We start from the raw sequence: 23,812 nt of genomic DNA on the forward strand, positions 1-23,812 counted from the left end.
ACGCTGAGGGCCGGCGCTGGTCGACAAGGAGGTCGGCTGTGTCACAAAGGTCCACGACGGCTGCGGAGACCGTTCCCCCCGCACCGCGCACGCCCGCGCATGACGCGGGCATCCCCCTCACTCCCGCAGGCCGCCAGACCGCTCCCGCGCGCATGCCGCTCGGTCTGGTAGGCCGGTTCACGCTGGCCAGCTTCGCCACCTGGCTCGCGCTGCTCACCCCCGTGGTGGTCACCCTGGCGCTGCGCGTCCAGGAGATCGACCCGGCCAACAAGGAGCGCAACCTCGGGTTGATCCTCGGCGTCGGCGCGTTCCTGGCCACGGTCGCCAACCCCCTGATCGGCCGTTTGTCCGACCGGACCATGTCCCGGTACGGCCGGCGCCGGCCCTGGATGATCGGCGGGGCGCTCGGTGGCTTCGTCGGCCTGGCGATCATCGCGACCGTGCCGTCGATCCCGGCGATCATGATCGGTTGGGCCATCGCCCAGCTGGCATTCAACGCCCTGCTGGCCGCGCTGACCGCGACCATCCCGGATCAGTTCTCCGTTGCGCACCGCGGCCGGGTCTCCGGCCTGTTCGGGCTCACCATCCAGGGCTCGCTCATGCTCGGCGCGTTCGTCGCCTCGGCCTTCGTCGGCCGGCCGGCACTCCAGTTCCTGATCCCGGCCGCCATCGCGATCCTGGCGGTCGGCCTGTTCTGCTTCCGCCTGCCGGACCGCCAGCTCACCCGTCGCCCGGCGCCGTTCTCGGTCCGCGAGTTCTTCGGCAGCTTCTGGGTCAACCCCAAGAAGCACCCCAACTTCGGGTGGGCCTGGATGACCCGGTTCCTGGCCCTGTTCGGCACCGCCATCCCGCAGGCCTACCTGGTGTACTTCCTGCCAGACCGGCTCGGGACCAGCCCTCACCAGGTAGCCGGGCAGGCCGCCACGCTGATCATGATCTCTTCGGTGTGCACCGTGGCCATAGCCGGCCCCGGCGGCTGGCTCTCCGACCGGATGGGACGCCGTAAGCCGTTCGTCATCGGTGCCGCGGTACTGATCGGCATCGGGCTGTTCCTGATCGCCACGGCGCCGACGTTCGCCGCGCTGGTGGTCGCGGAGGTCGTCTTCGGCCTCGGCAACGGCCTGTTCCTCGCGGTCGACCTGGCACTGATCACCCAGGTCCTGCCCGACCCCGACACGGTCGGGAAGGACCTCGGCGTCATCAACATCGCTAACGCGCTGCCGCAGTCGCTCGCGCCCGCGATCGCCCCTGCCGTTCTGTTGATGGGCGGCTATACGCTGCTGTTTACGATCGCGGCGGTCAGTCTCATCCTCGCTGCCATCCTGGTCACCCGGATCAAGGGAGTCCGATAGCGCGGCGAGCGCCCTCTCGATGTCCAGGAGCAGGCCGTCGAGAGGGCGCTCGCCGCGCTCGACCTGGAGACGAAGGTCAGCCTGCTGTCCGGGCAGGACACCTGGTCGTTGCCGGCAGTGCCGTCGATCGGGCTCGCGTCGATCGTGATGTCCGACGGGCCGGTCGTAGCTGTTCACCTGGGGTCATGCGTTGCGCCCGGTGGTTGATCTCGTAGGGCTGCGAGGATGGGGGTATGCCGCGCGAGCCCCAGCCGCAGCCGTCGTACGAAGACTTGCTGGGCATGTTTGCGGATCTTCAGGCCGAGGTCGAGCGGCTGCGGGTGGAGAACGGTGCGCTGCGGGCCGAGAACGCGGAGCTGAAGCGGCGTCTGGGTCAGGATTCGTCGAACTCGTCGCGTCCGCCGTCGTCGGACGGGCCGTTCGCCGCGCCGCGAGCGAAGACCTCGGCGATGCGCGGCAGGTCGGGGCGTCGGCCGGGCAAACAGCCCGGCGATCCAGGGGTCACCCGCCGGCAGGTCGCCGACCCTGACGAGGTAGTGGTCTGCGCCCCGGACCGCTGCCGCTGCGGTGCGTCCCTTGCGGATACGGAGCCTTACGGGGTGAAGAGGCGGCAGGTGGTCGATGTGGTGGTGCCTCCGCCACCACGGGTGACCGAGTACCAGGTGGTGGCCAAGCGCTGCCCGGCCTGCGCCACCGTCACCACCGGGACCGCGCAGGTCTGGGCGTCGGGGCGGGTGCAGTGGGGGCCGGGCGTACACGCTCGGGTAGTGCTGGCCACGATCGGCCATCACCTGCCCTACGGCCGGGCCGGCGAGCTACTGTGCCAGCTGGCTGGGGTGGACGCCTCGACCGGGTTCCTGGTCGCCGCCCGCCGCCCGCCGCCGCGCCGCGGCGCTGCTGGAGCCGTTCATGGCCCGGGTACGGGCGCTGCTGCGCCGAGCCGGGCTGCTGCACACCGACGAGACCCCCGCCCGCGTCGACGGGGACTGGACGTACCTGCACGTGGCCTGCACCGAGACGCTGACCGCGCTGCACACCGGCGGCCGCAGCCAGGCCGACATCAGCGCCGGCGGCGTCCTGGACGGCTACACCGGGGTGCTGGTCCGCGCCGGCTACGCCGGCTACGCACACCTGGTCGATGCCGCCCACGCCTGGTGCGGGGCGCACCTGCTGCGCGACCTCAAGGCCATCTACGACACCGACCCGACCACCCAGCAGGGCGCGCAGGCGATGGCGACCACGCTGACCCTGGCCCTGCACGACACCAAGACCGCCCGCGCCGCCGGCGCCACCGGGCTGGCCGAACAGAGGTTGGCGTTCCTGCACGCCGCCTACGCCGGCGCGATCGCCCAGATCCGCGCCGACAACCAGACCGGAACAACCCCGTTGCAGCAGCGGGCGCTGAGCCTGGCCGACCGGTTCGACCGGCACAAGGACATGATCCTGCGGTTCGTGCACGACCTGGCCGTGCCGTTCACCAACAACCAGGCCGAACGCGACATCCGCGGGGCGAAGGTCAAACAGCGCAGCGGCGGCTGCTGGCGCACCCTGGACGGCCTCGCCGACTTCGCCGTCATCTGGTCCTACCTGTCCACCGCCGCCAAACACGGCTTGGACCCCCTCGGCGTACTCGTCCAGCTGTTCACCACCGGCCCATGGCTACCATCGATACCCCAGGCAGGGTCGGCCTGACCCGCAGCGGTACCGCATCACCGTCCGTCTCGTTGGACCCGCGACCGGACCATGTCGTCGCGCAGCAGCCTGTTAAGCAGCTCCTGGCACGCTGCTGCCTCGTCGGCGAAGACACGCTCCTCGTTACGGTTCCCACGCTCGCTGTAGTACACGTGCCAGCGCCCCACCTCGGGTATCAGGCAATAGGTCTCGTTGCTGTCCGACCCGATGCTGTACGCGTCCGCGGGCACGCCCATGGAGCGCAGCAACGCCGGCAGTTCCGACGTGTTCATCAGCTCACCCGCCTCAGGTAGCCGGCATCGAGCAGCTCCCGCACCGACACTGGAAGGTAGTACTGGGTTCCCATGCCATCCTCGCCGAACCACGGCTCCGCAGGCCCATGCTGGACAACGAGCCGGTTCGTCACCTCATAGACGGTGTACGGCTTGTCCGTGGTGCCTGGAGCCAACGCTCGGCCGCCGATCGGCGTCCCGTTGGGAGACACGAACCGCCCACCCTCATACCCAAACCGGTCAACGAGCGTCCCAGGCTCCAGGACCGTAACCCCAGGATCGCCGTGTACCCGTTGTTCGGAGGCCAAACAGTTCCCTCACCAGATGAATAGCTACGGCCGGTCGGGGTGCGAGGTACCGCCTGGACCGCCGGCAACCCGTCGATCGCGCTTCCGAGCCCGACCGCGCTCGCCGCGACCTGGGACACCACGCTTGCCCGCACCGCCGGGCAGCTGCTCGGCCAGGAGGCCAGACGCAAGGGCGTACACCTGCTGCTGGCGCCGACCGTCACCATGCAGCGCAGCCCGCTTGGCGGCCGGCACTTCGAGACGTACTCCGAAGACCCGCTGCTGACCGCGGAGATCGGCGCCGCGTACGTGACCGGCGTGCAGGACCAGGGCGTCGGCGCCACGGTCAAGCACTTCGTCGCGAACGATTCGGAGACCGAGCGGTTCACCGTCGACGCGCGCGTCGACGAGCGGGCACTGCGTGAGGTCTACCTCGCGCCGTTCGAGACGAACGTGAAGCGGGCCGGCGCGTGGGCCGTGATGGCGGCCTACAACAGCGTCAACAGCACCACGATGACCGAGAACGGGCCGCTGCAGAACGGCGTGCTCAAGGGGGAGTGGGGCTTCGACGGCGTCATCGTCTCGGACTGGTTCGCCGCCCGGTCGACCGTAGCGGCGGTCCTCGGCGGCCTGGATGTCGCGATGCCAGGCATGAACAGCCCGTCACCCTCGCCCCGGAGCAGCGGGTATCGGTCGGTCTGGCCGCCGGTCGCCCGGTCGAGGTCTCGCTGGTCAAGCGGCTCTCGCCGCTGGACGACCCGTCGATGTTCCTGGCCTTCACGCTTGGGCATGCCCAGCCTGGTCCCACAGCCGACGAGCTGATCGAGCAGGCGGTCGAGGCCGCAGCATCGGCGGACGTAGCGGTCGTCGTGGTTGCCACGACGCTGGAGGTCGAGTCGGAGGGCTTCGACCGGGACAGCCTGGCACTGCCCGCGCGGCAGGACGAGCTGGTCGCCCGCGTCGCCGCCGCGAACCCCCGTACCGTGGTCGTCGTCAACACCGGCTCTCCCGTACTGATGCCGTGGGCTTCTGACGTGGCCGCCATCCTTCTCACCTGGTTCCCCGGGCAGGAGGCCGGCGCGGCGCTCGCCGACGTGCTACTCGGTGCCGCCGAACCGGGCTGTCGGCTGCCCACGACCTGGCCGCGCCGGGCCGAGGACTGCCCGGTGCTGTCGACGACCCCGGTTGACGGCGTCCTCCGGTACGACGAGGGCATCTTCATCGGGTACCGGGCGTGGCAGCGGGCCGGTGTGGAGCCGCTGTTCCCGTCCGGGCACGGGCTGGGCTACACCACGTGGGAGTACGAGTCGGTCGTCGTCGAACCTGAGGCTGACAGTCTCGGTGCTGCGGTGGTCACCGTGCGGAACACGGGGGAGCGTGCCGGGCGTGAGATCGTGCAGGTGTATGTGGCGCCGGAGTCGCCGGATCCTTCGCGGCCCGCGCGCTGGCTTGCCGGCTTCGCGGTCGCTTCAGCCTCCCCTGGGGAGGCGGTGGCCGTCCGGATTCCGCTGCCGCAGCGGACCGTACAGATCTGGGACGGCGGCTGGCGGACGGTTCCCGGTGGGTACATCGTCGAGGCCGCGCACAGCATCGCCGACCGCCGGGTCGCGACCACCATCGAGGTGTAGTTCCGAGCGTGGGCCGGCGGTGTTGACGCGGCCGGCCCACGATCAGTTGTTGTTCCGTCTGACGACGATCGTGATGGCGGTGGCGGTTCCCGCGACCACCAGCAGGCCGGCGACGATGAGCGCGATGACCAGCGGGGTCCGGTTGGGCCTGCTCGGCTGCGCGACCACCGGCGGCGTCGCGACTGGAGCGACACCGGTCGCGCTGCTCGGCGCGGCGCTCGGCGTCAGCGGCGGTACGTCCGCCGTCAGCGCCGCCACCGGGTTGACGATGCCGAAGCCGTATTCGTTGTCCCGGCCGGGTGCGCCCTTGTCGGTCGCGGTGGCGGTGAGCCGGTGGATGACCTCGGGGGCGGTCAGGTTCGGGTACTTGGCGCGTACCAGCGTAGCCACGCCAGCGACGATCGCGGTGGCATTACTGCTGCCGCTGCCTTTGGAGTACTTGTTGTTCGGCGCTGTCGTGACAACGTCAGCTGCGGGAGCGGCGAGGCTGACCTCGGGGCCGGTAACGGAGACGTCGGAGTGGTTGCCTTGCTGGTCTACCCCGACGGCAGCGATGACACCTGGATACGCTGCGGGATAGATGACTTTGGTGTCGCGCGGGCGATTGCCGGCTGCAGCTACGACGACTACGTCGGCGGCTTGGGCCTGCTCCACCGCCCTCCGCATCCTTACATCGTCCGCCGTCTTACCGACGGCAATGCATATCACCTTTACACCGTGCTGCGCAGCCCAGATGATTCCTTGGTTTTCCTCGTCACCGAAAGACGGTGCGATGGCCTGGATCCGGACGGGAACGATTTGTGCTTTCGGGGCGATTCCCAGTGCGCCGGCGGCGTTTCCGTGGCCGTGTCCAGCTATAAGGCCCGCCATGCCGGTGCCATGGCCGTTGGCGTCTACGCGGCCGTCGCCACCGCCAGGCGTGGCGAAATCAGCGCCGGGTGAGACAACGCCGGTGAGGTCTGGGTGTGCTGCGTCTATACCGGAATCGATAACCGCCACGGTGACGCCCGAGCCTTCGTTGCCGAGACGCTGCGCCTCGGCAACGTTCAAAAATCCCAGTTGCCATTGCGCGTCGCGAACGTTATCCGCGTAGGCGGGGGTGCTGGGCAGCAGTACACCGACCGTCGCGGCGAGTGCGAGGACGGCGCGACGACGAACGGTCACCGGTCGATACCGATAACGCCCGGTCCGGCCTCATGTGATGTCGGTGCCGCTTGTGGCGTGAGCACTCCCGGTACGCCCTCCTCGGTCGCCCACGGATTGTCTGGGTCGAAGTGCTGGTCGGATTCGTCGTGTCGACGACTAGCGCCGCGCTGACCTGCCACCCCGGCGGGCTGCCTACCCGATGTGGCCACCGCTCCGGCCGGGTGTTCGCCGATCACTCCGCCTACGGGGTTAACTCTGCGCATGGGCGTTGCTGCGGGGTGTGATGCAGCCGGCTCGCCGCCGATCACGCCACCCGGTGCCAGCGCAGCGCGCCCGTGAAGGCCAGTCGGTTCGCCACCAACGCCGATCGCACCGCGTCCGGGGGCTCCTTGCCGAGGAGCGGATCCGGTCGACGCTCGGCTAATCGGCGCTTCACCAGGAAGTAGCCCCGGTCGCGGGCTGATCAGACCAGTGGGCGGCAACGCGGGGCCGGAAAGCGGCGGCGTAGGAGTGATCGGCGGGGGTGTCGCACCTGGTGCAGGTGCGGTCGGTGCGGCAACGCCGCCAGTGAGTACAGAGCCCGGCGGGGTAGGCGTAGGGGCGACGGGTGCGGACGGCGCGGGTGGCGGCACGGCGACCGGAGCCGGGATGAACGGAGTCTGTGCCCAGCTACCACCGCTGTAGGCAGAAGTTCCGCCACTGGAGGTTGAGCTGTCCGGCTGGAACTCTGTGGAATCTGTCTTCTGGACTCCCGGGTCGTACACCTCCGGCGGCGTGAGCTTCGCGCTGCTCTGGAACACGGCGACGTCGGCCTCGGACATCTGCCGCGCGGCCTGCACCTTCAACTGCTCTTTCCAGTTGTCGGGGGTATCCGCAAACGGCTGCCAGCCAAAGATGCTCAGCGAGGTGTCTTCCTCGTGCTGGTACTTCTGCCACTGCTCGTGCAGCTTGCCGATCTCGGCCTTCGCCCTGATCAGCGCACCGTTGATACCGGAGAGCCCGTCGTAGGTGGAAACGGCGGCATCGCCCGTGGCCTTCATCGATGCCAACATGTTGTCGACATAGTTCAGGAACGCCGCAGCGGCCGGGCTGCTCGCGGCCGACCACTTCGCGGCCAGCTCGTCCCGGCAGCGCTGCAGCTCAGCCATGTGGGTGGTCAGCAGTTCGTAGGTCATCCGCCAGGCCGCGATGTGCTCGCTCGTCTTCAGTGGGTCCTCGTTCTGCAGCATCTTCCACAGCGTCGGTACGTCGTAGGCCGCCCAGTTGGTGCACCAGCCGCCGTACTGTCCGTCGTTGGAGGTGGTCACTCGGCCCGCACCGCCCCTCGGGGACTCGGCTGCGGCTGCGCCGCCGTCTGCGCGTTGAGGATCGCCTGTCCGAGAATCCGTTCGACGTCCTGAGCGCTGGCGTGTGCCAGGGCGTCGGAGTCGGCGTATTTGGCTGCCGCCTCCTTGATGGCGGCGACGAGAACCTTCGACGCGTTGATGTACGCGGTCATCGCCTCGGTAGCACTGGTCAGGCAGTCGTGGTACTTCAGCTTGGCGGCGTGTACCTCGCCGCTGGGGTTGTCCGGGCCGAACGGCACGCCGCCGGAATAGGTGCTGAACAGCCGGGTGGTGTGCGGCCGGAAGTTGCCCTCGACCTCGTCCTCGATCGCACCGGCGAAGCTGTGCAAACCGTCGATGTCGACATTGATCGCCTTGTAGTCGCGCAACCATGCCGGCGAATCGTCATCAGGACGCATGCCTGCCGCACCTCCCCGTGTACGCCATCAGACCTGATCCATGCGTCAGGGTACCGAATTACCCACGGCTACGGTGGTGCCCAGCGTACGCAACAACGACAGTGGTCCGCGGCGAACGTTCGCCGCGGACCACTGTCATGCGATTACATCCGGTGTCAGTCGCTCGCCTTGTCGTCGCCGGTGACCACGACCGCCCGGCGGCGCGTCGCCACCAGGTAGAGCCCGGCACCCGCGGCGAGCAGGGCGAGCCCCACACCACCGGCGAGTCCGGCCTGCGATCCGGTGATGGGCAAGGTGACACCGCTACCGCCACCCGTTCCGCCGGTCGCCGGGTTTCCTCCGCCGGTCCCCGGGTTCGCCGCCTCGGCAACCGCGGTGATGACAACGGCAGCCTTGTCATTGTCGGGGTTCGTGTCCGCGGGGCGGGGGATTTCCGGGTTGGCGTAGGGGTCGTCGAACGACACCGTGCCGGACGCGTTGGAAACCGCCTGTGTGAGCTTCAGTTCGAAGGAGGCACTGACGGTCTCGCCGGCGGCGAGGCGGTCAATCGTCCAGCAGCGGTAGAACGTGCCGCCGGCGGCGCCGCGTTCGACGCGCTGCTGGGACCCTTCCTCGATCACGGATTCGCAGTTGTTCGGCGCCTTGACGACCTGCACGCCCTGCGGCACGACGAACTGGAAGCGGGCCCCGGGCTCGCTTCCTGCGCGGTACCAGTCGAGCGATGCGGGGCCGTTGTTCTTCTCGCCGATGGTGATCTTTACGACGTCGCCAACCTTGCCGCTCGCCTTCGCGCCGATCGCCTCGAGGTCGTAGGAGTTGGCCACCTCGTAGAGGCCGTCGGTGAAGCTGTCGGCCTGGGCGGTCGCCCGAGCCTTCGCGACACGCTGCTGCTCAACGGCCTTGAGCTTGAAGCGCTTCTTGCCGTTCGAGCTCTTGGCTGACATGGCGCCCGCGCCGTCATTGGCCGTCACCGAGAAGTTGACGACCTTGGGGCCGTACGCGTCGGCTTCGAAGTGGACCTCGTACCCGTCGATCCCGGCCTCGGTCCCGTCGTCGGTGATGAACCGCCACTCCGTGTCGGGCGCCAACTGCTCGTTGAACTGGCACGTCGCGACTGTCAGGTGCGATGTCGACGTGGTGTAGGTGCATCCCACGTACTCAGCGGGCTGCAGGTCCGGGTCGAACGTGAACGTCAACGTGGCACCGTTCACGGTGCTGGTCCCTGTGTTCGTGAACGACATCGGGACGTAGCGGGTCTCGTCCGCCAGCACGGAGCCGAGGTCCCCCGTCGGCTCGAGCGCGACCAGGTGGACTCCGTCCGTCGCGGTGATGCCCGGCTTCTGGGCGGCGACGGTTGGAGTATCGGCCGCGTTGGCGCCCGCTGCCGGCAGCGCGGCCATGGCCAGCGCGACCGCGCCGACAACGCCGAGGCGCGTGGCCCAAGAATGAGAGGTGCGCAACACAGCAAAATCCTAAAGATCTAGAGGTGGGGGTCGGCCGGAGCATAACCGCGGAGCTGCGTTGCAGGTACCTCTGTCAATATGCCGTTCTTGCCCGTATTCGATACCTCTTTGGAGATCTACTTCGGTTTTGTGGTAGCTGAATTCGATACACCTGTATGCCCGAATTGTTCATAGGGGAAAGTAGTAGAGCGGAGTTCTCCGTGCACCCATCGTCATATCGCGGTCCTGAATGGAGCATTGGAAGCACGACTGTCCAATCGGACGATGCGCTGTCAGTCCTTCGTCTCTACTTCACCGAAATAGTGGGGCGTTACCTCAATCGCCCCGCCAGCAGCGGCGAGGTCAACGACGCGATGGGTTCGGACCCCAACCACGATCTCGTACCGCCGAACGGGCTGTTCCTGCTCGCGCGGGTGGCCGGCCGTCCCGTGGGCTGCGTCGGCCTGCGGCTTCTTGTGCCGGACATCGCCGAGATCAAGCGCATGTACGTCCGGCCGGAGGTGCGCGGGCTCGGTCTCGGCGCCGACCTGCTCGCCGCCGCGGAGGACGCTGCCCACGCCTTGGGCGCGACCCGTACGCGTCTGGACACCCGCCACGATCTTGTCGAGGCCCGGCGCCTGTACGCCAGCCACGGCTACGTCGAGATCCCGCCCTACTCCGACAACCCGTACGCCGATCACTGGTTCGAAAAGAGGCTCGCCTGAGGCGTCGGGTTTGTCGCCGACAGGCCGGGGTAGCGCGCGGTGGGACGGCCGGTGGAGGGGGTATGCCTTGGCCAGGCCCAGGATTCTCATCGTCGGCGCCGGATTCGCTGGGTACCACGCCGCCCGTACCCTGTCGCGCATCGCGCGCGGCAGAGCCGACATCATGGTCATCAACCCGACCGACTACTTCCTGTACGTGCCGCTGCTGCCTGAGGTCGCCGTCGGCCTGCTCGAACCGCGCCGGGTGACGGTGTCGGTGCCGGACACACTGCCCGACGTACGCCTGATCCTCGGCGAGGTCGAGGACATCGATCTGGCGGGCCGGCAAGTGAAGTGGGTGAACCCCGAGGGCGGGTACGCGCAGTTGGGCTACCACCGGCTCGTCCTGGCTGCGGGCAGCGTCAACAAACTGTTGCCGATCCCCGGGGTGCCCGAACACGCCCACGGCTTCCGGGATCTGCCGGAGGCGCTGTACCTGCGAGATCACGTCACCCGCCAGATCGAGATGGCCGACACCACCAGCGATCCGGAGGAGGCCGAGGCGCGGAGCACCTTCGTCGTGGTCGGCGCCGGCTACACCGGTACGGAGGTTGCCGCACAGGGTGTCCTGTACACCGAAGATCTGTACGGGCGCCACCCCGAACTGTGGGACCGGCGGCCGCGGTGGCTGTTGCTGGACATCGCGTCGCGGGTACTGCCCGAGCTGGACGAGCGCCTGTCCAGCGCGGCCGACAGCGTGCTGCGCGAGCGCGGGGTCGACGTCCGCATGGGAGTCTCGGTGCAGGAGGCGACCCACGAGGGGGTACGGCTCACCGACGGCAGCTTCGTCGCCACCCGCTCGCTCATCTGGTGTGTCGGAGTACGCCCGGATCCGCTGGTCGAATCGCTCGGCCTGCCGACGATCCGAGGTCGGCTCGTGGTCAACGAGTACCTCAACGTGCCGGGGCACCCAGACGTGTACGCCTGCGGCGACGCCGCCGCCGTACCAGATCCGGCCCAGCCCGGTGACATCACGCCGATGACGGCTCAGCACGCCCAACGCCAGGGCAAGCTGGTAGCGCGCAACATCGCCGCGTCGTACGGTCAGGGCTTCCGTCGGTCGTACCGGCACCGTGAGCTCGGGTTCGTCGTTGACCTCGGTGGCCGGGACGCGGTGGCGAACCCGCTCCACGTGCCGCTGTCCGGGCTGCCGGCGAAGACGGTGACCCGCGGATACCACTTGCTGGCACTGCCGGGAAACCGTACGCGTACCGCCACAGACTGGTTGCTCAACGCTCTGCTGCCCCGGCAGACCGTACAGCTCGGGCTGGTCCGGGCGCCCGCGCTGCCGCTGGAGACGACTCCGCCGCAGCGAGTGGCCGCGCGCACCTGATCGATCGGGGCGTCAGTCGTTGTCCGGCAGCGCCCGCGGGTCGAACCTGGATCGCCGGGACAGCTGGGCGAACAGGTCGCGCTCGGCCGTGGTCAGGTGCTGGGGCACCACGACCTCGATCTCGGCGTACAGGTCGCCCGGCGCTCCCCGCGGGTTTGGCAGGCCGTGTCCGGGCAGCCGGATCCGGTGCCCGCTCGACGACCTGGCGGGCACCTCGATCCGGACCCTGCCGTCCGGGGCGTCGACCCATGCGGTGGCGCCCAGAGCCGCTTCCCACGGCGCGACCGGGAGGCCGACGGTCACGTCCCGCCCGTCGACCCGGTAGCGGGCATCCGGCGCAAGGCGCACCACCAGGTACAGATCAGTGGCCGGGCGGCGCGGTCCGGGCAGGCCGCAGCCGGCCAGGCGCAGGCGCTGCCCGTCGGTCACTCCGGGCGGGATGGTTATGTCGTAGCCGCGGGTACCCATCGGGGTGTCGACGAAGATCCGGCACCGGCCCCCGGTGTACGCCTCACCGAGGGTGACTTCGAACTCCGCCTCGATGTCCGGAGTCGGCTCGCGGATCCCTTCGAAGCCGCGTCGGTGACCGGCGCCGAACAAGTCGTTGAGCGCCTCGTAGAAGTCCCAGATCGGGGCCATCGGGTGCACCTACCCACCCAGGCGCGTGATTTCGGCGGGTAGCTCGGCCAACTCCCGCTCCAACTCGATGCTGCGCCGGATGCCGGCTCGACACCGACCACCTGGCGGCCAGCTACGACGCCGGGGTTCTGACGCTGCGAATCCCCGTTGCCGAGCAGGCGAAGCCCAGGTGACCACCGGACGGTGCGGGTGCGGTGGACTAGGGGAGCGACTGGGTTGCGGACCTAATTTCGCCTGCCGCGGTGGCCGTACGTCAGGGCATGGAAACGCTGTTCGCCACCGCCGCGCCGGCCGTGGCCGAGCCCGGACTGGCGAAGTCGCTGGCGAAGTCGCTGGCGAAGTCGCGCCGATTCCTCGACTACCTGATGGCGCGCGTCGGGGTCGACGGGCTCGTCGCCGCGCTGCGATACCCGGAACTGACGGCGCTCGTGCACCTTCACGCGGCCGAGGTGCGCGACAGCGTCGCGCTGGACGCGATCACCGTCGAGCCGGTGGCGCTGGCCGACTACGCGGCCGAGATACTCGCCGACGCGATGCGTCAAGGGCGTCTCCTGCCGGTCGACCCGGGCGCGGTGGAGTGGCGCGAGGCCGAGTGGTATCTGCTGCGCCTCGTCGCGGTGTGCGCGGTCGCCGAGGAGTCCGGCTGCTTCTGATATTGCACGACATGACGTCGTCCCCCTGGCCCACCCCAACCCTGCCCCCCGTAGGTCCGTGCTCGGTGCCCCGGCCAGCGTTCGTGCCGGTACCGGTCGACTTAGAAGCCACCTCCGTCCAATGTGACAGCCCGTCCGCACCGATCGGCGCGACTGGCCAGAACGCCGCGGTGAACCAGGGGGATGGCCCTTCTCGCGGCGTTGTCGACCGACGCCGTCTCCGCTCCGACCACCCCGGACACCCGCCGTCCACGTGAATGGCTCGTTGTCTGGGCCGGTGACCAGAACGTCTCCGACACCTCCAGCGGCACCATCCCGGACGCCCCGCTGCGAGTCCTCGTGGGACCGCCCGCCCAGCCCGCGGGGGATGCCGTGCCAGGGCGGGACTTCCTGGCGATGATCGACGCGAACCGAAACCCGCCGACCTACGGAAAGTGATCAACACCGCGACCGTCGGCCCGCCGATCGCTACCGCCTCGTGCCGGTCACCGCACGGCACCGGCTCACCGTCGCACCGGGACCCCGGGTGGACGGTCCCGCGATCGTCGTCTCGGGTCGGGCCGCCGCTGACGGCTCGCTGCGCGGCATCGCCAGCGGCGAGGTCCCTGTGCGCGGCACCTACCTGGCCCCGTGGCTGACTAGCGCCAACCTGCTCGGCTACCGAGCCGGCGCCGTCGTCGCGCTCCGGTACGACCCACGCGAGCCCCAGCCGCTCAGGTATGCGAGCGCCCTGCGCAGCCGGTTCGCCGGTGAGACCGCGACGGCGGCCGGATACGAGGCGTGGCGCGCGGCGACCGGCCGGACCGACGCCGGGCGTACCCATCTCTATGCCCTGGTGCGGATGATCTCGGTCCTGCCTGCGGAGACCGGACACGAGCACCGAGTGCGGGGCGGATGGCTTCCCGGCAGTGCGATCACGAGGGTCACGCCGCCGGCCCTGGATGACTGAATCGTAGGCACCGGCGTCTCGATTCGCGACCGGCGTTTGGTCGGCTGAATCGAGGGAAGCGCACAATAGATGATCTGTTGAAGATTCGAACCCGGAACGTGTAATGGCGGGCGTCGGCGGCTCTTGGAAGCCGGTCGAGATGATGCCCCGTGGCAGTACGTCTGGCTGCCGGAAGCCGTTCTCTCGGCAGAATCCTCCGCGTGTCGCAGTTCCCGGCTGTCGCCCACTACGAGGCTTCCGGATAGGAGATCGAAATGCGGCTGCTTGAGCACCTGCCGACCGTCGTGGTGACCGGACAATATCTACACCCGGATGGCCGGCCCTGCCGCGGAAGCATCCTAATCGAGCCGGACCCAACCCAGCTCACCAGCGCCGATCAGGGCCTCGTCATCCTCGGCACGGTGGAGTCGCAGCTCGACGACTCCGGCCGCTTCGCCGTTGAACTGCTCGCCACGGACGCCGCCGGCATCAGCCCGTCCGACTGGCGCTACCGGGTGACCGAGCGGTGGCTGGATGCTCCCGAGCGCACCTACTACCTGGACCTGCCCGCCGCCGAGGCGGATGTCAACCTGACGGCGGCATGCCCGGCGGAGGACGGTGAGCGTCCCGGCATGCGTGCCCGCGGCGACGGCGGCCGGCCGCGGAGGTTGGGCCGGTGCAGCTCGCAGGCGAGCGAGCGCAGGCAGCCGGCGCGGACGGCACCTGTGGCGCCGGACATCGAGGCCGATGACCCCCTGATCTACCACGCCCGAGAGCACGGACTTGTCGGGGACGGACGTACCAACGACCAGCCGGCGCTGCAGGCGCTGGTCGACAAGCTCGGTGACGCCAGCGCCGCCGACGGTCGGGGACGCCGCATCTACTGCCCGCCCGGCGTGTACTCGATCCGCGACAACGCCACCGTGTGGCGGAGCAAGGTCTCCCTCGTCGGAGCCGGCCCCAGCGAGACCCGGTTCGTGCTGTCGAATCCGGGACACCCGACATGCCCGACGCCGCTGGCCTTCTTCACCGAGAAGGAGCACGGCGCCAGCCGGGAGAACCACCTCGCCGACTGCACCTTCGCGCGGTTCGAGATCGACGGCTCCGGCGTCCAGCACGCCGAGTACGACGTGCTGGGAAAGGGGTTGGGCCTGCAGTACGTGCTCCGGGGGCACTTCCGTGACCTTTACATCCACGACACCGCCGCCACCGGCTTCGGCTGTGACTTCCTCCAGGACACCACGATTCAGGATGTCCTGGTCGTTCGCTGCGGACGGTTGAACAACGTGCTGCAGATCGGCGGCGCCGGCATCGGGATCGGGGTCGGTGGGTGGGGGGCGACCGAACGCCTCACGATCGCCAACTGCACCGCCGTCGACAACGGCACCAACGGGATCTTCCTGGAACTGCAGGACCACACCTGGACCCCGCCCCGCGGCATCCGGATCATCGGCTGCCATGCCGAGGGTAACCGGTTCGGCATCTCGGACTGGGGCGCCGAGGGGCTGATCGTCTCCGCCTGCACCATGATCGCCAACCACGAGGCCGGGTACGACCTCTCGGCGATGGGCACCTCGTCCGTCGCCGGGCGCGGCGGCATCGTGGTCGGCTGCGTCATGGATGGCAACGTCCGGGACGGGATGGGCATCGGCAACACCCCCGGCCCGTACACCTTCCGCGGTAACCGGATCAGCCGTAACGGCCGTTACGGGTACTGGGGGCATAACCTCGCCGGCGGCCATCAGGACGAAGCCAACGACATCGCACTCGACGGCAACGAGATCTGGAACAACGCCCTCTGCGGCGTCCGTCTCGACGCGGACCTCACCGACCTGGCCCTGGTCGCCAACCGGATTCGCAACAACGGCAAGCGGGCCGAACCTGATATGTTCGGCGGCGGGCGCAGCGTCTCCTACACCGCCACATCACTGGTCGACACCGATGCCGACTGGCGATCTGACGGCCATCTCGGCAAGTGGGTGACGGTTGGAAATCGGCATGCGATCGTCGTCGCGAACACCGCCACCGAGCTGGTCTTCGCGCCCCTGCGCCCCGGCGCGACGACGGCGTGGGTCGGCGGCACGCCCCCTGATGGAACTCCCTACAGCCTGCCCAACCCTCCGGCCGTCCGGGCCGGCATCTCGATCGGCGCCAACCTCGTGAACCCCACCATCCGTGACAACCGGATCTGGGACAACCAGCGGCGAAAGACCCAGACCCACGGGCTGTGGATCACTGAGAGCGGTGTGTGCGAATCGGGGTGGGTCGAGGACAACAACCTGGAGGGCAACGCGGTGGAGTCCGTCCGCTTCGACGGCAAACCCTGTGCTTACTGGGACCACAATCACGGTCTGGAGTGCCTGCCCTGACGCTGGGGCCGCGGCGGTTCCTGACGTTTGCCAGAATTTGCGCGACCTGTGGTTGGGGAGTTTCCCTGACCAAGGGGCGGGTAGTTGCCGCTGGACCGGCTCTGAGCTACTAGCGACCGGGTGTCACGGCGGCTCGGAGCCACGGCGACCTTGAGGTGGGTGATGCCGGGCCTTTGACGATGGTGCTCCAATCTGCCGTTCTCGACCTTCTTCCCGTATGCCGCTTCGGCGGTAGGGTGCCCGGGCGAAAAATCTCGCCGGAGGGCGCCCGCCGTATATCGCTCGCGGCACCGAGCACGGTCGGATCGGCACGCCGCGGCAGTCGGGCGGGTGGGAATCGTCGCGGAGTAGCGCCTGAGGCCAAGGGGTCCCGTGATGGCAGATGAACGCGACCTCGCTGTCGGGGTACTCGGCTCGTACGGTGGGCAGAACCTCGGCGATGAGGCGATCCTGACAAGCCTGTTGGACGACCTTCGTCGTCGCCGGCCCGATGCGCGGATTCTGGTGTTCTCGCGCGATCCCGACTACACCAGGGCAGCTTTCCCCGAGGTCGAGACGATCGGCTGGGTCGGGGTCAACCGCGAGCGCATCTCCGAGGTGTTACGCCAACTCGACCTGCTGGTCCTCGGCGGCGGTGGGATTCTGTACGACACCGAGGCGCGCCGCTACCTGCGGATGGTCGCGGTCGCACACGATTGTCAGGTGCCGGTGTTCGCGTATGCGTTGGGCGCGGGTCCGCTGACCGAGGACCTCGACTGCGAGTTGACGCGGAAGATCATCCGACAGTGCGTCGAGGTCACGGTCCGCGACGAGGAGTCGAAGTTGGCCCTGGAGGAGGCCGGCGTCGACTGCCCGGTGACCGTCACCGCCGATCCGGCGCTGCTGCTCCAGTCGGAGGAGTTCGACAGCAACGCCCTGCACATGGAGTGGGTACCGAAGGGGCGGCGGCTGGTCGGCATGAGCGTCCGGGAACCGGGTCGGGCGGCGCAGCACCTCGACGTCGACGCGTACCACGAACTGCTGGCCCATGTCGGCGACTTCCTCGTGCACCGGCTCGACTCGCACGTGCTGTTCGTGCCTATGGAGCGCCAGGACATCGGGCACGCGCACGCCGTCCTGTCGTACATGACCACCGTCGACCAGTGCCGGGTGCTGCACGGCGTGTACCGGCCCCGCCAGATCCTGGGCCTGATGCGCTACATCGACCTCGCGGTGGGCATGCGCCTGCACTTCCTGATTTTTGCCGCGATGGCCGGGGTGCCGGTGCTCCCGCTGCCGTACGCCGGCAAGGTCTGCAACTTCGCACAGCAGATCGGCGCCCCGGCGCTGCGCGGGGTCGTCCGCGAGGCGTGCGGCCCGCTGATGGCCGAGGTCGACCGGTTGTGGGATGAGCGCCCGCTGCGCGCCGGCGCCACAGCGGCCCGGTTGGCGGCGCTGCGCGAGCGCGCCGCCGAGACTGGCGAACGCCTCGGCCGGCAGCTCGACCGGATCAGGCCGGCGCCGGTGCCGGTGCCGGTGCCGGCGCCCGAGGCCCCCGGCCTCAGCGAGGATGGGGCGCCGACCCTTGCCTCGGATCGGGTCATGCCGGATCTTTCCGTGTACCCGATGGTGCAGGGGCTGGGTGGTTGACCCCGCCGGAGCGGGAATCCATCGGGGCCGCGCGCTGCGCGGGGTGAATCCTTGCATGAGGCGTTCGCGCAGATAGCAACCACTTGGCAACTTTGCGTAACCAAAAGCAACACCGGGCGTAGTCGAAGGTTCCTCTTGTCTGCCGGTGTGCCGCCACGGCCACCGCTCCGAGGGGATACCGATGACCACTCTTGTCGCCACCGCGCCGCACTCTGTCGAGGATCTGGTTCGTAGCCACCTCCCGCTGGTCGGCCACCTCGTGCGCGAGATGCTCGGCCGCCTGCCCGCTCACGTCAGCCGCGAAGACCTCGTCTCCGCCGGCATGGCGGCACTGGCCACCGCGGCCAAGGCCTACGACCCCGAACGCGGCACCCCGTTCGGCAGCTTCGCCACCGCCCGCATCCGCGGCGCCCTGCTCGACGAACTGCGCGGCCTGGACTGGGCCAGCCGCTCGGTACGCTCCCGCGCCCGCCGCATCGACACCGCCGCCCAGGAACTCACCGCCACCCTCGGACGCACCCCCACCACCGCCGAACTCGCCGAATCCCTCGGCGTCGGCGTCGGCGAAATCCAAGCCACCGACGACGACGTCCAGCGCGCGGCCGTGCTGAGCCTGCAGGGCTTCGCCGCCGGCACCGCCGAGGACATGGTCGCCGAACGCGCGGCTGGGCCGGAAGAGCTCATCCTGCACCGTGAGCGCATCGGCTACCTCCACCACGCCATCCAGGCGCTGCCCGAGCGGCTGCGCCTGGTTGTCGAGGGGTACTTCTTCGACGAGCGCCCCATGACCGAGATCGCCGCCGGGCTCAGCGTCACCGAGTCCCGCGTCTCCCAGCTGCGCGCCGAAGCACTGGCGCTGCTGCGCGACGGGCTCAACACCTACCTCGACCCCGAGCTCGTGCCCGAGGTCGACCGCGCCGGCGGCTGCGTGGCCCGCCGCCGCGAGGCCTACTACTCGGCCATCGCCGCCCGCAGCAACCTGCGCAGCCGACTGGAGCTGACCACCCAGCTCGGCATGCCCGCCGGGTACACCGCCTGACAAGAGACCTTGCTCCGAGGGGGAGCGGCCGGGGCGCATACGCGCCCCGGCCGCTGTATCTCCGGGTTCAGGAGCCCAGGTGCAGATTCCGCGCCAGCACGCCGATGTCGGGCTGGTCGGTGAACACACCGTCGACCCCGGCGCGCAGGAAGGCGAGCTGTTCGTCGATGGCCTTGCCGTACGCCGTCGGGTCGGCACCGACCCACATGTTGGTGGGCAGGAACATGTTCTCTGCGCGCAGGGTGTACGGGTGTACGACCAGCCCGGCCGTGTGCGCGTTGGCCACCAGCGACGACGGCTTGCCGAGGCTTCCGTCGGCATTGCGCGGAATCACCTGGCTCTTCTCGGGGCCGATTCCGGCGACGAACGCGGACAGCTCACGGAGTCCGGCCGGGGTGAGGTAGTCGGCGTAGCTGCGCGGGTCGCCGCACGGGTTGCCGGATCCGGTGAGGAACACCTTGCGGGTACGCAGCCCGTACTTGTCGTGCAGCAGCCGGAGGTTGGCCGCCTCGAACGACTGGACGAAGGCCGGTGCGCCGGGCTTGTCCAGCCCGTACCGGCGAAGCAGTCGCACCAGCAGGTCTTCCAGGGGGAGCCCCTGCGCGCGGAAGTACGTGGGGTGCTTGGTCTCCGGGTAGACGCCGATCTCGCGCCCAAGCTCCTTGGACAGCCTGACGCGCAGATCAAGGACCTCCTGGAAGGTGGGCACCTGGAACAGTCCGTTGTAGATGGTGTTCCGCTGGCGTACCTGTGGCAGCCGCTCCACCGCGCGGAGCGTCTTCAGTTCGGCCAGGGTGAAGTCCTCGACGAACCAGCCCAGGACCGGCGTGCCGGCAAGCGTCTTGGTGGTCCTGCGGCTCGCAAACTCCGGGCGGTCGGCCACGTCGGTGGTGCCGCCGATCTCCGGCTCGTGCCGGACGACGAGTACCCCGTCCTTCGTGCTGACGAGGTCCGGCTCGATGAAGTCGGCGCCCATCCGGGCGGCCAGCTCATACGAGGCGAGGGTGTGTTCGGGGCGGTACCCGGAGGCCCCGCGGTGGCCGATGACCAGCGGGCGGGTGTTCGACCGGTCGCAGGCGTATAAATCGATACGATTAGGTAGCGATCGTGCGAACTCTATGTCGTCAACGACGCTCGGCGCGCTTGACCGGAACCGGGTGGAGGTGCTGCACGAACCAGTCCCGGGCCAGCCGAGCCACCTCTTCGAGCGCACCCGGCTCCTCGAAGAGATGCGTCGCGCCCGGGACGATGTCCAACCGCGTCTCCCCGGGGATCTCTTCCATGGCCCTGCGGTTGAGCTCGATGACGGTCCGATCCCGCTCGCCGACGATGAGCAGCACCGGCTGGTTGACCAGGCGGAGGTATTCGCCCGCGAGGTCCGGCCGGCCGCCGCGGGACACGACCGCCTGGACGACCGTCGGGCGGGCGGCCGCCGCGACGAGCGCCGCGGCCGCACCGGTACTCGCGCCGAAAAGCCCGATGCCCAGGCCCGAGGTGCGCTCGTTCTCGGTCAACCAGTCACACATGCCCGCCAGCCGGGGCGCGAGCAGTCCGATGTCGAACCGCAGTTCGGCGGTCAGCGCGTCGACCCGCTCCTCCTCGTCAGTCAGCAGGTCGGCCAGTGCCGTGGCCAGGCCCGCGGCCTGAAGCTGGCTGGCGACGTACCGGTTACGTGGGCTGTGACGGCTGCTGCCGCTGCCGTGTGCGAACAGCACCAGTCCCCGCGGCCGCTCCGGCACCTCGATGTCGGCGTCCAGCACCACCCCGGCGACGGGAATCTGTGCGCTCTGATAGTCGACGTCCACAGCGAATCTCCGTGGTCACACGGTGAACGGATAGGTCTCGGGCACCTCGCCGCGCTCCCAGACGACCGTGCGCTCCAGGGGCTCGACCGCCCGCGTCTCGTCGATGTGGATCAGCGCGTCGAACTGTTCGCCCGCCCGGGCCCGGAAGTAATGGCTCTGCCGCTCGGTGTCCGGCCGGTAGATCACGCCGATCGCGCGCTCCAGCCGAGCCGAGCGCAGCGTCTCGGCGGCCCGGGGCGCGCGGCCGACCGGGACCAGGAACTCCTTCTCGCCCGCGTCGTGGAACAGCTCCTCGACGCTGTCGGACAGCGCCGGGCGTACCCACTTGCGCTCGGCCGCGTCGCCCCAGTCGTCGGCGGCCGTCACGGTGCCCGTGTAGGTGGTGAAGCCGATCAGGCGGCAGTCATCGCCGTGCCGCTCGCGTACGAGCTGGCCGACGTTCAACTCGCCCTGGCTGCCCATCTCGGTGGCCCGTGCATCACCGAGGTGGGAGTTGTGGGCCCAGACGACCACCTTCGCCGGTTGGCCCTGCTGGCGGCTGAGGTGCTCGACGAGCGCGTCGAGGGTGTCGGTCATGTGCTCGTCCCGCAGGTTCCAGGTGGAGACCCGGCCGGCGAACATCTGCTGGTAGTACTCTGCCGCCGCCGCCACGACCCGGGCGTTCTGCTGCGCGTAGAAGAACTCCTCGTTGGCGACGAAGCCGTCGCGCTGCGCGTACTCCATGGCGTGTCGCTGGAGGTCGATGAGCTGCTCGATGATCTGCCGCTCGCACGTCTCGCCGGCGCCGAACGCGGCCGCGAAGCCGTACGCCTGGCCGTCGTCGCCGCTCACGTGGTCGAAGCAGGAGTAGCGCTCGCGCGCCCGCGCCGCCGCGGCCGGGTCGACGCCTTCGAGGTACGTGATGACCTCATTGATCGAGCGGTGGAGGCTGTAGAGGTCGAGGCCGTAGAAGCCGCACTTGGCCAGTTCGCCGCGTGCCCGGTCGTTGTGCTCGCGCAGCCAGCCGACGAAGTCGAGCACCACCGTGTTGCGCCACATCCAGGTCGGGAACCGCTCGAAGCCGCGCAGCGCCTCCTCGGCGTCCGCGTCCTCGCTGCGGCCCCGGACGTACCGGTTGACCCGGTAGGCGTCGGGCCAGTCCGCCTCGACGGCGACCGCCCGGAACCCCTTCTCCTGGATCAGCCGCCGGGTCATCGCGGCCCGGGCCGCGTAGAACTCATGGGTACCGTGGGAGGCCTCGCCGATCAGCACGTAGTGCGCGTCGCCGACCAGGTCGAACAGCGCCTCGTCGGTCGGCACACCCTCCTCGACCGGCAGCGCCTCGGCGCGGACGACCGACACCTCCGTCGGGCCCTGCGCCCCGATGGCCGGGTGGGCCTGGGCGCCGGCGCGGAGGAGGTTGCGCACCTCTTCGTCGGAGGTCTGGTCGAAGGCCCAGTACGACGCGCCCACGGCGAAGAACGGCGAGGGCGTGGTCGCGCACACCATCTCGTTGACGATCGTTCCCATCTCACGGCAGGTGGACGCGGGCGCCGCCGGTACCGCGGCCACGATCTTGGCCGGCCGGTACTGGCGAAGCGCCTGGATCGCCGCGCGCATGCTCGCGCCCGTCGCGAGGCCGTCGTCGACGAGGATGACAATCTTGCCGGTGACATCCGGCGGCGGACGCCCCTCCCGGTACGCGTTCTCCCGGCGGAGCAGTTCGCGCCCCTCCTGCTCGGCGACGTGCTGGATGGTCTCCGGCGTGATGCCCAGGCCGCGCACGACGTCATCGTTGAGCACGATCACCCCGCCGCTGGCGATCGCGCCCATCGCGAGCTCCTCGCGCCCGGGGGCGCCGAGCTTGCGGACTCCGAAGACGTCGAGCGGGGCACCGAGGGACATCGCCACCTCGAACGCCACCGGCACACCACCCCGCGGCAGCCCCAGCACCAGTACGTCAGGCTGGTCACGATAGTGATCGAGGAGCCCGGCCAGCACCCGCCCGGCATCTCTCCGGTCCCGGAACACACGGTCCGACATGTCGGTCCTCCCGCTGGCATACGCGTGGCCACGATCGGCCGCTACCGGTCCGCGCTACCCGGCCCCGCGTGGACAAACCACTTGGAACGGCTGGAATGACCAATCTCCCGCGTCGAGAAGGTTAGTTGCTCTTTAGTCGGGCAAGCCGACACACGAGACTCCCGGAAGGAGGTTGTCGCCATGGTACGACCAACGGTGTCGATCGACGATCATCCGGAAATCGCCGAACTGCGTGATCGCTTCGACCGGCTCGCGGAGACTCCTACCGCAAAGTCAATCGACGGGCTCGGGCTGCTGTCCGGCCTCTGGCTCGCCCTCTCCCCGTGGGCGGTGGGGTTCCGGCCGATCGCCCCCAGCCTGACCCTCAACAACCTGCTCTGCGGCATAACCGTGGCGGTGCTTGCCCTGGCGTTCGCCGCCGCATGGGGTCGTACCCACGGCCTCTCCTGGGTCGTGCCGGTCATCGGCGCGTGGACCATCGTGTCCCCGTGGCTGGTCCAGGCCGTCCACGGCGGTCGGGTCGACGGCGGCATGATCGCGAACAACGTGATCACCGGCCTCGTCATCCTCGCGCTGGGCCTGGCGGCCACCACGATGGCGCGTACGCGCCGGGGGGCAGGGGGACCGGGAGGGCCGGGACGTCGCTGACGTGCCCGATCCGGCACGGGTGGCCTGAGACGACAGCTCAACTCGAAAGAGCCCGACGCCGAAGACTCGACTCCGAAGGCCTAGACGTCAACGGGCTGAGCCGGTGTAGGGCCGACCGCGTTACGGCCCCTACGCCGCTCCGGCCCGACCAGCTCATCGTGCCGATCTGCCATGTGCTCCGGCCCGGCTGGGATGATGTGCTGATGCGAGAGGTGGTTATCCGGGAAGACATGATCCGGCTGGGCCAGTTCCTGAAGCTCGCCGGCATCATCGACACGGGCGGGGAGACCAAGGAGCGCATCGCCGCCGGCGAGGTCGAGGTCAACGGCGAGGTCGACACCAGGCGCGGCCGGCAGTTGCACCGCGGCGACGTCATCACCGTGGACGGCGAGGACATCCGCGTGGCCTGACCGCGGACGC

Annotated in this window: 23 protein-coding genes and 3 pseudogenes; 15 read left to right on the plus strand and 11 right to left on the minus strand. The window is 69.3% G+C overall.

What is annotated here, in order from left to right; translation table 11 throughout:
* Nucleotides 1-38 precede the first annotated feature (38 nt).
* Together HC028_RS15650 and HC028_RS28720 are read left to right on the plus strand one after the other, a co-directional pair.
* Complete coding sequence (locus HC028_RS15650; protein WP_168077981.1) at nucleotides 39-1,352, plus strand: MFS transporter; 1,314 nt, start codon at nucleotides 39-41, stop codon at nucleotides 1,350-1,352.
* A gap of 281 nt (nucleotides 1,353-1,633) precedes the next feature.
* Nucleotides 1,634-1,801, plus strand: a pseudogene (locus HC028_RS28720) (DUF6444 domain-containing protein); the annotation flags it as partial.
* Between the two features lie 143 nt (nucleotides 1,802-1,944).
* Here the strand turns inward: HC028_RS28720 and HC028_RS15655 are convergent.
* Nucleotides 1,945-2,130, minus strand: a complete 186-nt coding sequence (locus HC028_RS15655) for a hypothetical protein (protein WP_168077983.1) — start codon at nucleotides 2,128-2,130, stop codon at nucleotides 1,945-1,947.
* A 131-nt stretch (nucleotides 2,131-2,261) separates the two neighbouring features.
* Here HC028_RS15655 and HC028_RS15660 point away from each other — a divergent pair.
* Nucleotides 2,262-2,910, plus strand: a pseudogene (locus HC028_RS15660) (IS66 family transposase); the annotation flags it as partial.
* A gap of 151 nt (nucleotides 2,911-3,061) precedes the next feature.
* Here HC028_RS15660 and HC028_RS15665 read toward each other — a convergent pair.
* Nucleotides 3,062-3,316 (minus strand): hypothetical protein, encoded by a 255-nt coding sequence (locus HC028_RS15665; RefSeq protein ID WP_168077987.1) that lies wholly within the window; start codon nucleotides 3,314-3,316, stop codon nucleotides 3,062-3,064.
* Nucleotides 3,316-3,528: a TNT domain-containing protein gene (locus tag HC028_RS15670; RefSeq protein ID WP_239075643.1), complete on the minus strand. Its 213-nt coding sequence runs from the start codon at nucleotides 3,526-3,528 to the stop codon at nucleotides 3,316-3,318. Before HC028_RS15670 ends, HC028_RS15665 begins: the two co-directional genes overlap by 1 nt.
* A gap of 135 nt (nucleotides 3,529-3,663) precedes the next feature.
* Between HC028_RS15670 and HC028_RS27625 the strand changes: the two genes are divergently transcribed.
* Together HC028_RS27625 and HC028_RS27630 are read left to right on the plus strand one after the other, a co-directional pair.
* Complete coding sequence (locus HC028_RS27625) at nucleotides 3,664-4,425, plus strand: glycoside hydrolase family 3 protein (RefSeq protein ID WP_168077991.1); 762 nt, start codon at nucleotides 3,664-3,666, stop codon at nucleotides 4,423-4,425.
* Nucleotides 4,368-5,231, plus strand: coding sequence for a glycoside hydrolase family 3 C-terminal domain-containing protein (locus HC028_RS27630; protein ID WP_168077836.1), 864 nt, complete (start codon nucleotides 4,368-4,370; stop codon nucleotides 5,229-5,231). Before HC028_RS27625 ends, HC028_RS27630 begins: the two co-directional genes overlap by 58 nt.
* Before the next feature lie 42 nt (nucleotides 5,232-5,273).
* On the opposite strand, the gene HC028_RS15685 is transcribed toward HC028_RS27630, so the two are convergent.
* From HC028_RS15685 to HC028_RS15700, 4 genes are all read right to left on the minus strand, one after another.
* A complete protein-coding gene (locus tag HC028_RS15685; protein WP_168077993.1) occupies nucleotides 5,274-6,395 on the minus strand; it encodes a S8 family serine peptidase in 1,122 nt (373 codons plus the stop codon).
* Nucleotides 6,392-7,684: a hypothetical protein gene (locus tag HC028_RS15690; RefSeq protein WP_168077995.1), complete on the minus strand. Its 1,293-nt coding sequence runs from the start codon at nucleotides 7,682-7,684 to the stop codon at nucleotides 6,392-6,394. Before HC028_RS15690 ends, HC028_RS15685 begins: the two co-directional genes overlap by 4 nt.
* The gene (locus tag HC028_RS15695; protein WP_168077997.1) at nucleotides 7,681-8,121 is read right to left on the minus strand and encodes a hypothetical protein; all 441 of its coding nucleotides are present in this window, start codon (nucleotides 8,119-8,121) and stop codon (nucleotides 7,681-7,683) included. Before HC028_RS15695 ends, HC028_RS15690 begins: the two co-directional genes overlap by 4 nt.
* A gap of 155 nt (nucleotides 8,122-8,276) precedes the next feature.
* On the minus strand, nucleotides 8,277-9,584 hold the full coding sequence (locus tag HC028_RS15700) for a hypothetical protein (protein ID WP_168077999.1): 1,308 nt from the start codon (nucleotides 9,582-9,584) through the stop codon (nucleotides 8,277-8,279).
* 302 nt (nucleotides 9,585-9,886) lie between these two features.
* Between HC028_RS15700 and HC028_RS27635 the strand changes: the two genes are divergently transcribed.
* Nucleotides 9,887-10,288: a GNAT family N-acetyltransferase gene (locus HC028_RS27635; protein WP_239075644.1), complete on the plus strand. Its 402-nt coding sequence runs from the start codon at nucleotides 9,887-9,889 to the stop codon at nucleotides 10,286-10,288.
* A 67-nt stretch (nucleotides 10,289-10,355) separates the two neighbouring features.
* Complete coding sequence (locus tag HC028_RS15710) at nucleotides 10,356-11,660, plus strand: NAD(P)/FAD-dependent oxidoreductase (RefSeq protein ID WP_168078003.1); 1,305 nt, start codon at nucleotides 10,356-10,358, stop codon at nucleotides 11,658-11,660.
* A 12-nt stretch (nucleotides 11,661-11,672) separates the two neighbouring features.
* Here the strand turns inward: HC028_RS15710 and HC028_RS15715 are convergent, their stop codons facing one another.
* Nucleotides 11,673-12,299: a DnaJ C-terminal domain-containing protein gene (locus HC028_RS15715; RefSeq protein WP_168078005.1), complete on the minus strand. Its 627-nt coding sequence runs from the start codon at nucleotides 12,297-12,299 to the stop codon at nucleotides 11,673-11,675.
* A gap of 242 nt (nucleotides 12,300-12,541) precedes the next feature.
* On the opposite strand from HC028_RS15715, the gene HC028_RS15725 reads away from it, so the two are divergent.
* From HC028_RS15725 to HC028_RS15750, 6 genes and pseudogenes are all read left to right on the plus strand, one after another.
* Nucleotides 12,542-12,952, plus strand: coding sequence for a DUF6401 family natural product biosynthesis protein (locus tag HC028_RS15725; RefSeq protein ID WP_168078007.1), 411 nt, complete (start codon nucleotides 12,542-12,544; stop codon nucleotides 12,950-12,952).
* A gap of 183 nt (nucleotides 12,953-13,135) precedes the next feature.
* Entirely contained in the window at nucleotides 13,136-13,390 is a 255-nt protein-coding gene (locus tag HC028_RS15730; protein WP_168078009.1) for a hypothetical protein, read from the plus strand.
* A gap of 88 nt (nucleotides 13,391-13,478) precedes the next feature.
* A complete protein-coding gene (locus HC028_RS15735; RefSeq protein ID WP_168078011.1) occupies nucleotides 13,479-13,901 on the plus strand; it encodes a hypothetical protein in 423 nt (140 codons plus the stop codon).
* Between the two features lie 254 nt (nucleotides 13,902-14,155).
* Complete coding sequence (locus tag HC028_RS15740; RefSeq protein ID WP_168078013.1) at nucleotides 14,156-16,249, plus strand: right-handed parallel beta-helix repeat-containing protein; 2,094 nt, start codon at nucleotides 14,156-14,158, stop codon at nucleotides 16,247-16,249.
* A 375-nt stretch (nucleotides 16,250-16,624) separates the two neighbouring features.
* Nucleotides 16,625-17,743, plus strand: a pseudogene (locus HC028_RS15745) (polysaccharide pyruvyl transferase family protein); the annotation flags it as partial.
* A gap of 316 nt (nucleotides 17,744-18,059) precedes the next feature.
* Nucleotides 18,060-18,917, plus strand: coding sequence for a sigma-70 family RNA polymerase sigma factor (locus HC028_RS15750; RefSeq protein WP_168078017.1), 858 nt, complete (start codon nucleotides 18,060-18,062; stop codon nucleotides 18,915-18,917).
* Between the two features lie 67 nt (nucleotides 18,918-18,984).
* Here HC028_RS15750 and HC028_RS15755 read toward each other — a convergent pair whose 3' ends face one another.
* From HC028_RS15755 to HC028_RS15765, 3 genes are read right to left on the minus strand one after another with little or no spacing between them, the layout of a single operon-like run.
* On the minus strand, nucleotides 18,985-20,130 hold the full coding sequence (locus tag HC028_RS15755; protein WP_308442056.1) for a glycerophosphodiester phosphodiesterase: 1,146 nt from the start codon (nucleotides 20,128-20,130) through the stop codon (nucleotides 18,985-18,987).
* Nucleotides 20,042-20,722, minus strand: coding sequence for a dienelactone hydrolase family protein (locus tag HC028_RS15760; protein WP_168078019.1), 681 nt, complete (start codon nucleotides 20,720-20,722; stop codon nucleotides 20,042-20,044). Before HC028_RS15760 ends, HC028_RS15755 begins: the two co-directional genes overlap by 89 nt.
* 15 nt (nucleotides 20,723-20,737) lie before the next feature.
* Nucleotides 20,738-22,744 carry an erythromycin esterase family protein gene (locus tag HC028_RS15765; RefSeq protein WP_168078021.1) on the minus strand — a complete coding sequence of 669 codons (2,007 nt, stop codon included), beginning with the start codon at nucleotides 22,742-22,744 and terminating at the stop codon, nucleotides 20,738-20,740.
* A 180-nt stretch (nucleotides 22,745-22,924) separates the two neighbouring features.
* Here HC028_RS15765 and HC028_RS15770 point away from each other — a divergent pair, with 180 nt between their 5' ends.
* The gene (locus HC028_RS15770; RefSeq protein WP_168078023.1) at nucleotides 22,925-23,392 is read left to right on the plus strand and encodes an SPW repeat protein; all 468 of its coding nucleotides are present in this window, start codon (nucleotides 22,925-22,927) and stop codon (nucleotides 23,390-23,392) included.
* Nucleotides 23,393-23,595: 203 nt separating this feature from the next.
* A complete protein-coding gene (locus HC028_RS15775) occupies nucleotides 23,596-23,802 on the plus strand; it encodes an RNA-binding S4 domain-containing protein (RefSeq protein WP_168078025.1) in 207 nt (68 codons plus the stop codon).
* Nucleotides 23,803-23,812: the final 10 nt, after the last annotated feature.

It is taken from the genome of Planosporangium flavigriseum, assembly GCF_011947225.1.
Classification (GTDB): Bacteria; Actinomycetota; Actinomycetes; order Mycobacteriales; family Micromonosporaceae; genus Planosporangium; species Planosporangium flavigriseum.

Coding starts and splice junctions, on each gene's coding strand:
- HC028_RS15665 (WP_168077987.1), bottom strand. CDS start 3,316: ATGAACACGTCGGAACTGCCGGCGTTGCTGCGCTCCATGGGCGTGCCC.
- HC028_RS15765 (WP_168078021.1), bottom strand. CDS start 22,744: ATGTCGGACCGTGTGTTCCGGGACCGGAGAGATGCCGGGCGGGTGCTG.
- HC028_RS27630 (WP_168077836.1), top strand. CDS start 4,368: ATGTTCCTGGCCTTCACGCTTGGGCATGCCCAGCCTGGTCCCACAGCC.
- HC028_RS15740 (WP_168078013.1), top strand. CDS start 14,156: ATGCGGCTGCTTGAGCACCTGCCGACCGTCGTGGTGACCGGACAATAT.
- HC028_RS15750 (WP_168078017.1), top strand. CDS start 18,060: ATGACCACTCTTGTCGCCACCGCGCCGCACTCTGTCGAGGATCTGGTT.
- HC028_RS15715 (WP_168078005.1), bottom strand. CDS start 12,299: ATGGCCCCGATCTGGGACTTCTACGAGGCGCTCAACGACTTGTTCGGC.
- HC028_RS15730 (WP_168078009.1), top strand. CDS start 13,136: ATGGCCCTTCTCGCGGCGTTGTCGACCGACGCCGTCTCCGCTCCGACC.
- HC028_RS15695 (WP_168077997.1), bottom strand. CDS start 8,121: ATGCGTCCTGATGACGATTCGCCGGCATGGTTGCGCGACTACAAGGCG.
- HC028_RS15775 (WP_168078025.1), top strand. CDS start 23,596: ATGCGAGAGGTGGTTATCCGGGAAGACATGATCCGGCTGGGCCAGTTC.
- HC028_RS15770 (WP_168078023.1), top strand. CDS start 22,925: ATGGTACGACCAACGGTGTCGATCGACGATCATCCGGAAATCGCCGAA.